The following is a 12,437-nucleotide window of genomic DNA, read 5'->3' as shown; positions in this document are numbered from 1 at the left end:
ATCGTTAAGCGGGCGTCGCGCCCGCATGCATCACTTGCCGACGTGCACCATCGGGGTGGCGCCGGCGCCGAGCTGCGTGGTCGGCTGCTGGCCGTTCCACTTCTCGATCCACTTCAGCTGGACATACTCGGCGCCGCCGTTCTTCGACACGGCTTCGGCCTTGATGCGAATTGCGTCCGCCTCACCCTGTGCGGCCACGCGCTGGCGCTCGGCAGTCACCTTGGTGACCTCGAGTTGATTGCGCTCGGCCTGCAGCTGGAACTGAGCGTTGGCCGCGTCCTTGATGTTCTTCTCCAGGGCTGGGTCGGTCACAAGGTTTCGGATGTTCGCGCTTCGAACGAAGAACATGCCCTTGCCAGCCTCGTTGTCGAGGCTAGCCTGCAGAGCCTTCACGGTATCGGCCGCGATCTTGGTGCGCTCGGTGTGGATGGTCGCCGAACCGAACTTCGATGCAACGTCGTAGACCGCTTCTCGCGCTTGGCGGGTCACATAGTTCATGCCCAGCGCGACGCAGCCACCTTCAGCAACGTCGGTGCGGTCGCCGGCCCACTTGGTGGCGATGACAGCCGCCTTGGCCGCGTCGATCTGCACGTACACGTCGATGTCCAGGTCGGACAGCGTGATCTTGTCGCTGGTCTGCGGGCGCAGGTCGGAGATCGAGAGCGGCAGCTCTTTGGCGCAGACCTCGGTCACGGTCTTGAAGACGGTGCCGTACATGCCGGGCGGGAGTGTTTGCTCTTTGACCTGGCCAAGCGATGACTCGACGCCGACGTTGCCGGTGTCGATCTGCGTGCATGCGCCAAGCAGCGCCGCGAATGCGGCCAGGAGGAGGGTGCGGGTTCTCATGTCTATCCTCAGATGATGGAAGTGGATGGGGCGTAGTACGCGATGGCAAACAACACCAGTGCGACGACGATCAAAGCGCCAAGCCGGATGGCATGGCGAGTGATGAGGCGAAGGCCTTTGCGGCGCTTCTTGGGGCTCGTGATCTGCCAGACGAAGTAGCAGATGAAGATGATGGCGAGCAGGATCAGAAGGTGCTTCATGGCTTCCTGTTCTTATGCTGCGGCGGGCTGGAGCAGGCCGCCCAGTGCGTCGATCAGATCCACCAGCAGCTGCTTGAACTCGCCGGTAAAGATGGCAACGTCGGCATCGAAGCCGGTGGTGTCGTCACCCTTGCCCTCGAGCGCAACGTCGAGCAGCTGGATCTTCTTCAGCGCGCCGGCCTCGGTGAGCACGAACGACGCGCGGCCGTTCCAGGTCATCGCAACCTGGGTGGGCAACTTGCCCTGCTCGATGTGCTCGCGCACCTCTTCGATGTCGAGCGTGTGGCGGTTGTAGCGGACTACGGACTTCTCGCCGTCCGGCTGCCTGAGCTCGCACTCGCGGTCGATGCTGAAGAAGGGCGGGGCCGTCTGCGTCTTCAGCCAGATGGACATGGCAGTCGCCGGCGCAATATCAGTCTGCAGCAGCGTCAGGATGGCGCCGCCCAGCAAGTCGACGAGCATCGAGGCGACACGGTCGGCCGCAACCGTGCTGCCGGCGCCGATCATCACCAGGCCCGCGCGCTGGTTGATCCACACCGGCACGTTGGAGCGCTTCGCAAAGGCGCGGGGCAGCAGCTCGTGCACCACCTCCTCTTTGATCTCCTTCGCCTTCTTGCCCTTCGGGCGGCGACCGGTGTCGGCCTCGATCTTGTCGAGGCGCTTCTCGAGCTCCTCCTTCACAGCGGCCGAGGGCACGCTGCGCTTCTCGATGCACAGCTTCATGATGGCCTGGCCATCGATCCACTCGATGAACTCGCCGTGCTTCTCGCCGCGCGGCGGCACCCAGCCAGCGGACTCCTGCTGGGTGGGGGTGCACGGCACGAAGGCAGCAGAGGCGGCGCGCTCGGCGTGCTCGGCGGTGATGCTGCGATCCCAGCGCAGCGCGTAGACGAGAAGATTCTTGAACATGTTGCTCCTGTGGGTGGGTGTTTTCAGGCGGAAGCGGCTTCCGCACCTGCCTTCATGGTCGAGGCGCGACGGCGGTGGCCAATGCCGGCCACGAACACCGATGCCGCCTTGGCCTTCTGCCGAGCGCGCCAGTCGCGCCACACCTGCTGCTTGCTGGGCGGCTTGGGCTTCGGCTTGTCAATGCCGTGGCCGAGCTTGTAGACGGCGCGCGGATACTTTCGATCGGTGCCCTCGGCCTCATGCGTCCAATCGGCGATGTGCACGCTGTACTCGACGTCGTCTCGCCAGTTGTACGAATGAAGGCGGCCGATCGTCGAGTTCACGGAGTTCTGCCCCAGGCCCGTCTCCTTGCGGAGCTCTGCCTGGCTCATCTGCCCACACCTTTCCAGGGCGGAGATGATCTTGCTGACGGTCACGCCGTATGCGCTTCGCTTTGTCACCATGGCTGGTAGTTCACCGTGCGGATTGGCATGTGCGGGTCGCGCTCGGGCGCCGGCACGACCGTGTGCTTGTAGAGGGGATTGCCGCGCTCGTCCTTCGGGTAATGGATCGGGGCGTCAGCCGGCCAGGGCGCGCGAGCTTTGGCGCGAGAGAGAGCCTTGGTGGCGGCGGTCTGCTTTGTGGTCTCGTAGGCCGTGGCCCACTCCTGCTTCGCAAAGAAGCGCACGGTGCGGTGACCGAGGCGCCCGCGAAACACGACCCCTTCGTCGAGCAGCTTTGCCGAGGCCTTCTGGATCATCTGGGCCGTGTGGCCAGTGACCTCCGCAGCCGACACGCCACGCTCGCCGGAGGCGACGATGAGCTTGCGCAGCGCGGCCGAGATGGCGTTGATCTTGTTCGCGCTCATGACGCGCCACCAGCGAGCAGATCGCCCATGACCTGGCGCACGACGTCGCGGCTCTGGCGCCGCGTCGCCACCTTGTCGATCTCGTCGTTGAGATCCAGCAGCGCGGCCAGCTGCTGCCGCTCCTCGCCGCTGCATCCGACCTTGCCTTCGCGGGTGTAGCGCGCCTGCACGGCAGCGATGGCCTCTGCGCCGTCAGCCGCCACAGCGCGCGCCGGCCCGTGTTGCTCGGCGGGGATGCTGTCATCCTTGATCAGGCGCTCCACGATGGCGACGCAATACTTTGCGACCGAGCCGATCGCGGCGACGTGATCCGGCGTGCCAGTGTGTTTCAGCACCTCGTCCAGGCAGTGGCGCGCGATGAGGCTGGGCCCAGCCAACTCCTCGCGGCGTAGGCCGAAGGTAACGGGCGTGCCGTGCGTCGACCAAACTTTGCGTTTGCAGCGCTTCCTCATCGGCGCGACCCCGTGGCGTAGTGGCTCTCGAGGCGGCTGCCAGCTTTGAAGCCGCAGCATGCCGGGTAGATGGGCCCGATGAAGGGCTCGCGCCCCAGCGAGTTGTGGACACGGTTGCACTTCGGGCACATCCAGCTCGGCTGCTCGACGTGACGAAACGTGTGCACGCGGTTGTGGGCGAGGGCGGCGCGGAACTTGGTCCGCCTGGCGCGCACAATGCGCACGCCGTCGGCGGCCAGCCTGGCCAAGGCCCTTGCGGTAGAGGCGAGGTGTGAGGTGACGCTCTGCATGCGAGCATCATGCAAACAAAAAGTTGGTGTGTCAACAGAAACTTTATGGCGCGCCGATCAGGATTCGAACCTGAGACCCTCGACCTAGGAAATCGGCGCTCTGTCCGCTGAGCTACCGGCGCTGGTGGCGTGGCCTGGAGGCCTCTCACCCCCTACGTTTTCGACGCGGCCGATCCCTCGGACGACTTACGCGCTTGCGGCCCAAAGATGAAGACGGGGCCTCGCTGGAGTCGAACCAGCGCACCTCGAGGTTGCACAACCTCGCGCTCTACCGCTGAGCTAAGGCGGCCAGCCAATACCTCCAGCAACCTCCATCGCCAGCGTCACCCGTGGCGCTCAGCTGGTGCGACAGCGGCGAGCGTTAGAGGCAGGTAAGGCGAGGGTCCACTGGCACTATGCACCAGGCCACTTCCCATCACGGCTGCCGACCACATGCGGCTTCGCTTGCATGCTCCTCGAGCGCCGGGCATGACCCCAGGTCGGCAGCCGTGATAGTTGATGGCGGCGCTACCGTTGACCATCGCCGCAGGACTTCCACCGCACGGGCCACGCGGTGATGCTTTCGCCTGTCTTACCATCAGGTGTGCCTGCTTGCGCTGGCACTCCACGCCCCTTGCTCACTCGCCGGAGTGGCTACCGGAAAGTTATCTCCACAGTCTAGGCGAGCGAGCCGGAGTCGAACCGGCACACCTGATGGGCCAGGCGTTTCACCTGGACGGGCCGCTTGTCGTCCGCCATCTCCGCTGGTTTCATCTGCGTTCATGAGTCGCACGGAAACCAGTAACCGCCCCACTCGGCAAGCGCCAGGTCAGACCGACCGGCAGCTGTGGCTAAGCACCGGCCATGCATAGTGCTGGCGCTTGCCGAGTAAAACGCTTTGGGGTGGCCGGTGAGATTCGAACTCACGATACGGGAGTCACATTCCCGGGGCTTAACCGCTTGCTGACGGCCACACCGAAGCGCTCGTTGGTAGAGGGTGGCGGATTCGAACCACCGACGCACGACTTATTAGGCCGCTGCTCTCTTGGCTTGGCGACTACTCCTTGCCTCGCTGGAACCGTCGCTCCAGTCGTGCAAGACCTCATCGCTTCGCCTCAAGCGCCGGCGGTGCACCACCGGCGCTGTCCACTGAGCTAACCCTCAGGTTCGTCGACGCTCTGCGCTGGACCCCGGTTATCCGCGCCGTTGTTGCAGTGGGCACGAAAGAGGTCGACGAACCTGAAGGCCCGGCTTGCGCCGGCTTCAGGCGGGGCGGGTGACAGCCAACCCCTCACACTCCGTCCTCCCCAGCCCCTGTCGGTTCAGGTGGTGCTCAGCTGGCTTCACGTTACCGCTCGGATCGTCAGGCCCGGCGGCCTCCCGCGTTCTCGCTCTACAGGTGTTCGATGCCCCGCTGCTTTCCCGGGGTGGTCATCTGCTCGACGCTTTCCGACTGCAGCTCACCGGTCAGGAGGCCCATGTGCGTCTCACGGGAATCTGCAGTGTACAGAAACTTTGAGATTGCACAAGAAGTTTACGTCAGCGAGCTGTGGTTTTTTTCGCCGAAGTGCGTCGCGACGTGGATGCCTGAATCGTGGGCGGCGGCGGCGCCGGTGGATTCTTCGACTCGGCGGCGCGGGCTGCCTCGACTGCCTCCAGGTGCATGCGGGCCATCTCGCCGATGACGGTTTTCGCATGCAGCGGGAGGCGACCGATGATCAGCACCAGGTCGATGTCGCTTTGCTCGATGTAGGCGGCCGCGGTCTTGCCGCCGCCCGGCGGGGCCAGGCCTTCGGTGAAGTCGATCTGGAAGGAGAGGGCCTGCTCGACCAGCCGAAGCGTCTTCTGCCGGGGGATGGACCCTCGCGTTTCCCACTGCCGGACGGCCTGCTCGCTCGTGCCGACGCGGTCGGCAAGCTCCTTCATGGTCATGCCCAACGCCTCGCGTCGGGATCGGATCTGGTCTTTGATCTTCATCAGGGTTAGCTCCTAGTGCTATGCAGTATGCCCACAAACAAACTGTTTGCAAATGAACCTTTTGATAAATAGAATCTGTTTTGCACACCCATCTGCGGGGCTGATTTTTTATACAGCCCGCCTCCTGACAGGAGTTTCTCCATGCAGTTCGTCAACATCCACGGCCAGCCCATAGCTGCTGGCTCCCTCGGTGGTGGGCATGTTGCCGCCAAGAAGTCGAAGGCCACGCCCGACAGCTACCACAAGGGCTGGAAGGTGGTCGGCTTCAGCCCTGAGCAGCTGGCCGAGGCGCGCGCCAAGTACGTCAGCACCGACGGCAAGCCGTTCGACGAGGTCACCTTCATGCGCACCAACAAGCCGGTGCGCGCCAGCAAGAAGCCCTACGTCATCCACGACGCGGCCGAGCTCTTCAAGGCCATGCTGGAGAGGCAGGGCTGGAAGGTGGTGCAGGTCGTGCCGATTGCGAAGGGCAAGGCCGAATGAACAACACCCTCAGCTATCGGGCCGAGCCGCAGGTTGACCTGGCGAGTGGCCGAATCACGATCGACGAGTTCGAGGGTGGCCCATTCGTGGAGCCCAACCCTGTCGGCAAAATCATCGAGCGGCACACCAGGCAGATCTTTGAGACCCGCGATGCGGTCGTCCGCGAGGCGCTCATCCGCCTCGGCTGGACGCCTCCGCCTACGAGCCGGCGAGCCGCCAGTGAAGCGCGAGCCGTCGGCGAGGCCGAGGGTGACGCATGTCTGGCCAAGGCCACCAGTGGCGACGACTTCAACGCTGACGCCGTGCGCGCCTGCATGCTGCGCGACCTGAGCCTATGGAGCTCCAAGGGGCTGAGCTCTGAGGATCTGGTGTCGATGGCCAAGGCCCGCGGCCATGTTCCGCATGACGACCGCTCCTTCGGCCCCATCGTCGCCGGCCTGGCGCGCAAGGGCTTGATCACGCAGATCGGGTCGTGCCCCCGCAAGCGCGGCAACGGCACTTCAGGCGGGCGCATCTGGGCGCTCACTGAGGCCGGCAGATCGCAGGCGATTTCTTTCGCCTGAACACAAACAAACTGTTTGCTGCAGAACTTTAAGTGCGGCAGCATCCAGCTTTGCAGAAGCGCCCGGCAGGCCTGATCCGCCAGTGCCGACTCACCACCGGCACGCGCCGGGCGCCCGTTTAACTCGGTGAACTTCAAGGTGAAGAAGTGCCATTTGGCTTTGTTTATGCGCTGTCCAGCAGCGTCATGCCCTGTGTCTACAAGATCGGATTTACCGATCGCAGCCCGCGCGAACGAGCAAGGGAGCTTTCAACCTCCAGTGGCGTGCCGGTTCCGTTTGATGTTGCCTGCTATTTCGAGGCCGACGATTCGCGCCTCGTTGAGCAGGCCATTCACCGTCAGCTCGCGCCGCACCGCATCAACCAGCAGCGCGAGTTTTTCAGTCTGCACCCAGCCCACCTGTATGCGGCGATGCGCTACTACGCGCAGGAATACGGGTGTTGCGGGCTGGTCGACTTCGATTCCGCACCCGAGATGGCCGCGTCGCTTGGTAATGATCCTTCAGCCATGAAGGCCGTCGAGCGGTGGCGCCCCGGCGAGGAAATGGACAAGGCCCTGGCAGCTGCTTTCGATGGCTTCTATGCAGGGCCACTGGGTCGCCGGAGGATCGCTCAATGAGCATCGAGCTTATGACCCTTGCCTGGAAGACGGCCTTGGCTACGACGCCGAAGATGGTGCTGTTGGTCATGTGTGATCGCGCAGACGAGGAGGGCGGCAGCCTCTGGCCGTCGATCGAGTACATCAGTCGCCGCTCGTCGGTTTCCGAACGACAGGTGCAGCGCACGCTGCGCGAGCTCGAGGAGATTGGCCTGCTGGCGGTGACAGGGAACGCGGCCGGCGGCAAGCCCGGCATGACGCGCCACTATGGGATCAAGGTGCCGGCGCTGCGCGAGATGGCCCGCCAGGCGACGGGTGCCAAGGCGTCACCCCTGGCCCAGACCAACACGGGTGACACGGTGTCACCCCTTCCCGCGGAAGCGGGTGACAAGGCGACACCCGTGAATCGGCCGACGGGCGTCATCCTGTCACCCGTACGGGTGACACCAGCGACAGAGACGGGTGACACCCATGTCACCCAATCCACCACTGATCCATCAGAAGAGAAGAAAGAGATTACGGGCAAGCCCAAGAAGCCGGCTAAGCCTGTCATCCCCAACCTCACGCTCGAAGAGCTCATGGCTGACGGCCTGTCGGAGGTCGTCGCAACCGAATGGTTGGCACACCGGCTCAAGTCTGGCGGCAAGTTGACGCCGCTCGCGTGGGGCGCGATCAAGAAGAACGTCGCGGCTGCCGGCTGGTCGCTTGACGACGCTGTCACGAAGGCGATCTACCGTGGGTGGCAGGGCATCGAGACGGCCTGGCTTCTCCGAGAAACGAATCCGCGCGCCGGCGCTCCACGTCAGAGCTCCCACGACCTGAGCGGCAAGGACTACACCGCAGGCGTGGCCAAGGACGGAGCCCTCGCATGACCGGCCTGCCCATGCCAAAGCCCTGGCGCGAACGCGCTGAGGAAGATCCGCTGCTGGCGCCGCCGGCGGTGCGCGACACGCCCGCTGCCGCGCCTCAGCCCGCGGCCATGGCCAGCCTCGGCAACGCTCTCCAGCGCGCTGTCGAGCGCCTGGGCGAGAAGGAGCTGGTGTGCGAGACCCACGGCGCCTACCTGTCGCACGGCACACGCCTGGGCCTCGAGCACAAGCGCGAGATCTGGACCGGGTGCCAGGCCTGCGTTGCCGACGCCACCGCGGCGGCCGAGCGGGATCGCCTGGCTGCGGAGGCAGCGGCACGCCTCGAGCGCATCACCGCCTCCCTGCAGCAGTCGGCGTTGCCGGCTCGCTTCATCGGCCGCACCTTCGACACCTACGTCGCCGAGACCGAGGAGCAGAAGACAGCCCTGGCCATCGTCAAGTCCTACGCCGAGAAGTTCCCAGAGCTGCGCAAGCGCGGCCAGTCGCTGATCCTGGCGGGTGGCGTGGGCACCGGCAAGAGCCACCTTGCCGCGGCCGCGATGCAGGAGCTCATGCCAGAGCACACCTGCCTCTACACCAAGGTGGCCGGCCTGCTGCTGATGATCCGCGATACCTGGCGCAAGGACTGCGACCGCACCGAGAGCCAGGTCATGGCCGACCTGGAGCGCATCGACCTACTGGTCATCGACGAAGTGGGTGTGCAGAGCGGCACCGACGCCGAGAAGAACCTGCTGTTCGAGGTGCTCGACCGCCGCTATCTGGCGCGCCGCCCCACGATCCTCATCACCAACCTCAGCCGCAAGGAGTTCGAGACCCTGGTGGGCGACCGCATCTTCGACCGCCTGGTCGAGGTGGCCCGCTGGGTGCCGTTCACCTGGGAGAGCTACCGCTCGACGCTGCGCAAGGGAGGGGCCTGATGTTCTTCTGGCCAAGCCTTCCCGAAGCGCTCGCGCTCATTCATTGGCGCCTCGCTTGTAACGCCGCACGCCCGGCCCTCAACCACCATCAGCCACACCACAACTCGATGAAAAACCTGAGCATCAAAGAGGCCCGCTGCGGCGGCACCGACAACAAGTACCACCCGACCATCTGTCCGCAGCGCCAGCACTGCCGCCGCTTCCAGCAGCTGGATCTCGATCGCCAGCTGGAGCTGCCGGCCGAGGTGGTGGTGACCATCAAGAAGATGGCTCTGCCGCGTGTTGGCACGAACGAGTGCTCCTACCTGCTGCCGGGCTGATGGAGATCCTGCTCACCAAGGCGCCTGGCGGCGCGCTGATCCCGCTCGACGACGAGCAGGCCGAGAAGATCAGGAAGTTCAAGCCGGGCGGCGTGATCCGAGCCAACATCGCGCAGGCCCGCAATGCCGCCTTCCATCGCCGCTGGTTCAAGCTCGTGAACTGGGCCTACGACATCTGGTCGGAGACCGCTGAGATGCCGACGCATAGGGGACAGCCCATCCAGCCGAACTTCGAGAAGTTCCGCAAGGACGTGACCATCCTCACGGGCTACCGCCACATGGTTGTCGGCGTCAACCTCGAGATCCGCTGGGAGGCCGACTCGATCTCGTTCGCCAGCATGGACAACGAGACATTCGAATCGCTGTACTCCAAGACCATCGATGTCATTATCGGGAAGGTGCTCAGCGACCCGAAGCTCACGGCGGATGAGGTGCGCGAGCACATCGACTACCTCATGACGTTCGACGGCTAAAACCCCTTGCGCTCAGATTCGCCTGTGCTAGAAAGTGTTTTGACACAAACACTTTGTTTAGCACATGAAGAAGGCAGAACTGATCGGAGCGGTGGCGGAGGCCTCGGGTAAGCCCAAGGCCCTGGTGCGAGAGATCCTCGATGCCGCCACCGAGGTCGTGCGCGCCGCCATCGAGAAGCACAACCCTGTGTTCCTCTTCGGCGTGGGCAAGCTCACCGTGAAGCGCCGCAAGCCGCGGCCGGCACGCGACATGCACAAGCACGAGCAGGTGATGGTGCCCGAGCGCAACGTCGTGCTGTTCCGCCCGAGCGACTCGATGAAGGCTGCCGCCAATGTCAAGCTCGACTAAGGACGGCCCGTCCCCCATGCTGCAGCGGGCGCGCATGCTCGCGGCGTTCGGCGCACCTGGCCAACCCCTCGGCATTGCCGCCCGCTTCATCGTTCGCATCAGCCTGGGCCAGGCCGCCAACGAATGAAGAAAGACGAGCTGCTGGCGCTGCTCGAGACGAGCAAGAAGCGCAAGAACAAGCACAACGCCGAGCGTGTGGTGTTCGATGGTCACACCTTCGACAGCAAGGCCGAGTGCGCGCGCTACCGTTGGCTGCGCACGCTTGAGCGGGCAGGGCGGATCACCGGCCTCCGGCTGCAGGTGAAGTTCGAGCTCGCGCGCGGCGTGACGCTGGACGGCCACCGCAAGCCGGCACTGCGCTACTTCGCCGACTTCGTCTACCTCGACGAGGCTGGCAAGCAGATCGTCGAAGACGTCAAGGGCATGGTCACGCCCACCTACCGCATCAAGCGCCACCTCATGAAGTCGGTGCACGGCATCGAGGTGCAGGAGATCCGTTCATGACCACAGCCGCTGATCGTCCTGGCGCGCGCGAGCGCCTGGTTGGCGCCTTCCAGAGCTCCGATCTCTCGATCGATGAGCGCACCCGCGGCGACGCCGACTACCTCATCGCCCTCGGCCTGGCCGGCCAGAGCAACCCTCGCGTGTCGGGCTCCCTGCTGCGCATCACCATCGACGGCCGCCAGGCCGACTACAAGGCGGCGCGCAAGGGCACGGTGGAGCTGACCAAGCGACTGAACGCGGAGCGCAACTGGCGCCTATCTGGGCCCAGCTGCCAGGCTGTGGGCGAGCTCGCGCTTGCGCACCACATCTTTCCGGTGTGCCCGGCATGCGACGGTCGCAAGTTCCAACTGGTGCCAGGCACGCCCCACCTCAGCGCCACGCCGTGCCAGCCGTGCGGCGGCACCGGCGAGCGTCGCATCCAGCGCAAGCACCACAACCACATCCGCGACGTGATCGAGATGCTCAGCCAGATCGACGGCTCGACCGTCGGCACGGTGAAGCGCCTGGCCAACGGGGCGTCGATCGGGGCCATCAAGGGGAAGCGCAAGTGACCACGATCGCCTGGGATGGTCGCCGCAAGACCCTCGCGGCAGACAAGCGCGCCACCTCTGGCACGGTGGTGAGGACGGTCACCAAGATCCATCGGATCGGCTCCGACCTGGTCGGCATCTCCGGCAACCTGGCACACGGCATGGCGCTGCTCGATTGGGCGCGTGCCGGCTACGTCGCAAAGGAGTTCCCGTCCCCTTCGAAGGGGGACGACGACGCCTACCTGGTGCGGGTCACGCGCGACGCGGAGGTCTTCCGCTATGAGGGGCCGCACGCCTTCAAGGTGGAGGACGAGTTCTTCACCACCGGGAGCGGCAGCGACTACGCTATGGCGGCCCTGCACATGGGTCTGACTGCGCGCCAGGCGATCGAGCTCGCGTCACGCCTGGAGCCAGGCACCGGCAACGGCGTCGACGTCCTCGAGCTGTGATGCGAAGCAAGCCGCTGCAGCGCGGCAAGGGTTTCAAGCGGCCGCAGCTGCCGCCGCGCGAGCGCCCCAAGCTGTTCCCCGTGAAACAATCTGTTGGCCAGGTCGCGGTGATGCGGCGCGCCGACGAGGCCGCCAACGAGGTGCGGCCTGTGCCGAAGCAGCCGCGCGAGGAGAACCCGCGCTACCGCGCAATGGCCGCCGGCAAGCCGTGCCTCCTGCGTGTGCCTGGCGTGTGCAACGGCGACTGGTCGACGACCGTGCTGGCGCACTCGAACTCCCTCTCGGACAACAAGGGCAAGGGCATGAAGGCCCACGACCATGCTGGGGTCTGGGCCTGCTTCGGCTGCCACTTCTGGCTCGACCAAGACAAGACGCCGACCCGGGAGGAGCGGCGGGAGCGCTTTTCAGCTGCGATGGTGGAGATGCGCCGGCAGATCGAGGTGATCGCAGCCAGCGGCCGGCCGCGCGACCGAGAGGCGGCGCAGTGGGCGCTAGCCAGGATGGGTGGCTAGACCTCGTCCAGGCCCACGCTCCCCGTCTCACTGAACTCGCTGTCAAGGTCATGTCGCACAGGGAGCTCGTGCGGCGCTGTGACGCGGCTCATGAACCCGGCGAACTTGTCGTCGCTCTTGGCGAGCCTCACGCTGTCGATGATGGCGTTGTAGCGACCGTCGCGCAGGCGGCGCACCGTGGCGCCTTCTGCCTTGTCGCCCTCACTGAGCCCCAGGCTCTTCAACTGATCTGCGGTGATGCGCTCGAAGTGGAAGCGCGGGCCATGAAGAAAAAGATTGTTGACTCGAGTCGGTGGAAAAGGAAGCAGTCGGATCGGCATGGAAGCTCTCGAAGATTCTTTGTTTCGTTGGGTGGAACGAGGGCCCTCCTCA

22 protein-coding genes and 3 tRNA genes are annotated in these 12,437 nt (G+C 65.0%); 13 read left to right on the top strand and 12 right to left on the bottom strand.

The genetic code is table 11. The features are described 5' to 3' along the window. Nucleotides 1–30 precede the first annotated feature (30 nt). From RXV79_RS16605 to RXV79_RS16555, 11 genes are all read right to left on the bottom strand, one after another. Nucleotides 31–846: an SPFH domain-containing protein gene (locus RXV79_RS16605; protein WP_316699033.1), complete on the bottom strand. Its 816-nt coding sequence runs from the start codon at nt 844–846 to the stop codon at nt 31–33. A gap of 8 nt (nt 847–854) precedes the next feature. Continuing rightward, the gene (locus RXV79_RS16600; protein ID WP_316699031.1) at nt 855–1,046 is read right to left on the bottom strand and encodes a hypothetical protein; all 192 of its coding nucleotides are present in this window, start codon (nt 1,044–1,046) and stop codon (nt 855–857) included. Between the two features lie 12 nt (nt 1,047–1,058). Continuing rightward, nucleotides 1,059–1,955 (bottom strand): recombination-associated protein RdgC, encoded by an 897-nt coding sequence (locus tag RXV79_RS16595; protein ID WP_316699030.1) that lies wholly within the window; start codon nt 1,953–1,955, stop codon nt 1,059–1,061. A gap of 23 nt (nt 1,956–1,978) precedes the next feature. After that, complete coding sequence (locus RXV79_RS16590; protein ID WP_316699029.1) at nt 1,979–2,371, bottom strand: winged helix-turn-helix domain-containing protein; 393 nt, start codon at nt 2,369–2,371, stop codon at nt 1,979–1,981. Between the two features lie 20 nt (nt 2,372–2,391). Further along, on the bottom strand, nt 2,392–2,802 hold the full coding sequence (locus RXV79_RS16585) for a hypothetical protein (protein WP_316699027.1): 411 nt from the start codon (nt 2,800–2,802) through the stop codon (nt 2,392–2,394). Beyond that, nucleotides 2,799–3,254: a hypothetical protein gene (locus RXV79_RS16580; protein WP_316699026.1), complete on the bottom strand. Its 456-nt coding sequence runs from the start codon at nt 3,252–3,254 to the stop codon at nt 2,799–2,801. Before RXV79_RS16580 ends, RXV79_RS16585 begins: the two co-directional genes overlap by 4 nt. Further along, nucleotides 3,251–3,544 carry a hypothetical protein gene (locus RXV79_RS16575; protein ID WP_316699025.1) on the bottom strand — a complete coding sequence of 98 codons (294 nt, stop codon included), beginning with the start codon at nt 3,542–3,544 and terminating at the stop codon, nt 3,251–3,253. Before RXV79_RS16575 ends, RXV79_RS16580 begins: the two co-directional genes overlap by 4 nt. A 46-nt stretch (nt 3,545–3,590) precedes the next feature. Then, nucleotides 3,591–3,666: transfer RNA gene (locus RXV79_RS16570), tRNA-Arg, on the bottom strand. A gap of 95 nt (nt 3,667–3,761) precedes the next feature. Then, a tRNA-His gene (locus RXV79_RS16565) sits at nt 3,762–3,830 on the bottom strand. Nucleotides 3,831–4,422: 592 nt separating this feature from the next. After that, nucleotides 4,423–4,497 (bottom strand) — tRNA-His (locus tag RXV79_RS16560). A gap of 565 nt (nt 4,498–5,062) precedes the next feature. After that, nucleotides 5,063–5,500 carry a helix-turn-helix transcriptional regulator gene (locus RXV79_RS16555; RefSeq protein ID WP_316699023.1) on the bottom strand — a complete coding sequence of 146 codons (438 nt, stop codon included), beginning with the start codon at nt 5,498–5,500 and terminating at the stop codon, nt 5,063–5,065. A 141-nt stretch (nt 5,501–5,641) separates the two neighbouring features. Here RXV79_RS16555 and RXV79_RS16550 point away from each other — a divergent pair, with 141 nt between their 5' ends. The 13 genes from RXV79_RS16550 (at nt 5,642) to RXV79_RS16490 (ending at nt 12,065) form a co-directional block, all read left to right on the top strand. Beyond that, nucleotides 5,642–5,983, top strand: coding sequence for a hypothetical protein (locus RXV79_RS16550; protein ID WP_316699022.1), 342 nt, complete (start codon nt 5,642–5,644; stop codon nt 5,981–5,983). Beyond that, the gene (locus RXV79_RS16545) at nt 5,980–6,546 is read left to right on the top strand and encodes a hypothetical protein (RefSeq protein WP_316699020.1); all 567 of its coding nucleotides are present in this window, start codon (nt 5,980–5,982) and stop codon (nt 6,544–6,546) included. Before RXV79_RS16550 ends, RXV79_RS16545 begins: the two co-directional genes overlap by 4 nt. 146 nt (nt 6,547–6,692) lie before the next feature. Further along, nucleotides 6,693–7,163 (top strand): GIY-YIG nuclease family protein, encoded by a 471-nt coding sequence (locus tag RXV79_RS16540; protein ID WP_316699019.1) that lies wholly within the window; start codon nt 6,693–6,695, stop codon nt 7,161–7,163. Further along, nucleotides 7,160–8,014, top strand: a complete 855-nt coding sequence (locus RXV79_RS16535) for a helix-turn-helix domain-containing protein (RefSeq protein ID WP_316699018.1) — start codon at nt 7,160–7,162, stop codon at nt 8,012–8,014. Before RXV79_RS16540 ends, RXV79_RS16535 begins: the two co-directional genes overlap by 4 nt. Beyond that, a complete protein-coding gene (locus RXV79_RS16530; RefSeq protein WP_316699016.1) occupies nt 8,011–8,928 on the top strand; it encodes an ATP-binding protein in 918 nt (305 codons plus the stop codon). Before RXV79_RS16535 ends, RXV79_RS16530 begins: the two co-directional genes overlap by 4 nt. Further along, nucleotides 8,928–9,248, top strand: coding sequence for a hypothetical protein (locus tag RXV79_RS16525; protein WP_316699015.1), 321 nt, complete (start codon nt 8,928–8,930; stop codon nt 9,246–9,248). Before RXV79_RS16530 ends, RXV79_RS16525 begins: the two co-directional genes overlap by 1 nt. After that, entirely contained in the window at nt 9,248–9,721 is a 474-nt protein-coding gene (locus RXV79_RS16520; RefSeq protein ID WP_316699013.1) for a DUF1367 family protein, read from the top strand. Before RXV79_RS16525 ends, RXV79_RS16520 begins: the two co-directional genes overlap by 1 nt. Nucleotides 9,722–9,785: 64 nt before the next feature. Further along, complete coding sequence (locus tag RXV79_RS16515; RefSeq protein ID WP_316699012.1) at nt 9,786–10,070, top strand: HU family DNA-binding protein; 285 nt, start codon at nt 9,786–9,788, stop codon at nt 10,068–10,070. After that, entirely contained in the window at nt 10,054–10,197 is a 144-nt protein-coding gene (locus RXV79_RS16510) for a hypothetical protein (RefSeq protein ID WP_316699010.1), read from the top strand. The genes RXV79_RS16515 and RXV79_RS16510 overlap by 17 nt, the downstream gene beginning before the upstream one ends. Then, nucleotides 10,194–10,574 carry a DUF1064 domain-containing protein gene (locus RXV79_RS16505; RefSeq protein ID WP_316699009.1) on the top strand — a complete coding sequence of 127 codons (381 nt, stop codon included), beginning with the start codon at nt 10,194–10,196 and terminating at the stop codon, nt 10,572–10,574. Before RXV79_RS16510 ends, RXV79_RS16505 begins: the two co-directional genes overlap by 4 nt. Continuing rightward, a complete protein-coding gene (locus RXV79_RS16500; RefSeq protein WP_316699007.1) occupies nt 10,571–11,125 on the top strand; it encodes a hypothetical protein in 555 nt (184 codons plus the stop codon). The genes RXV79_RS16505 and RXV79_RS16500 overlap by 4 nt, the downstream gene beginning before the upstream one ends. Continuing rightward, a complete protein-coding gene (locus tag RXV79_RS16495; RefSeq protein ID WP_316699005.1) occupies nt 11,122–11,553 on the top strand; it encodes an Ntn hydrolase family protein in 432 nt (143 codons plus the stop codon). Before RXV79_RS16500 ends, RXV79_RS16495 begins: the two co-directional genes overlap by 4 nt. Beyond that, entirely contained in the window at nt 11,553–12,065 is a 513-nt protein-coding gene (locus RXV79_RS16490) for a nuclease domain-containing protein (protein ID WP_316699003.1), read from the top strand. The genes RXV79_RS16495 and RXV79_RS16490 overlap by 1 nt, the downstream gene beginning before the upstream one ends. Here RXV79_RS16490 and RXV79_RS16485 read toward each other — a convergent pair. Further along, the gene (locus RXV79_RS16485; protein WP_316699001.1) at nt 12,062–12,385 is read right to left on the bottom strand and encodes a hypothetical protein; all 324 of its coding nucleotides are present in this window, start codon (nt 12,383–12,385) and stop codon (nt 12,062–12,064) included. The two genes, RXV79_RS16490 and RXV79_RS16485, sit on opposite strands and share 4 nt — an antisense overlap. Between the last annotated feature and the right edge of the window lie 52 nt (nt 12,386–12,437).

It is taken from the genome of Piscinibacter gummiphilus, assembly GCF_032681285.1.
In the GTDB taxonomy this organism is placed as follows: Bacteria; Pseudomonadota; Gammaproteobacteria; order Burkholderiales; family Burkholderiaceae_C; genus Rhizobacter; species Rhizobacter gummiphilus_A.
The sequence above is the reverse complement of the archived record's forward strand: the minus strand, read 5'-3'. Positions and strand labels throughout refer to the sequence as shown.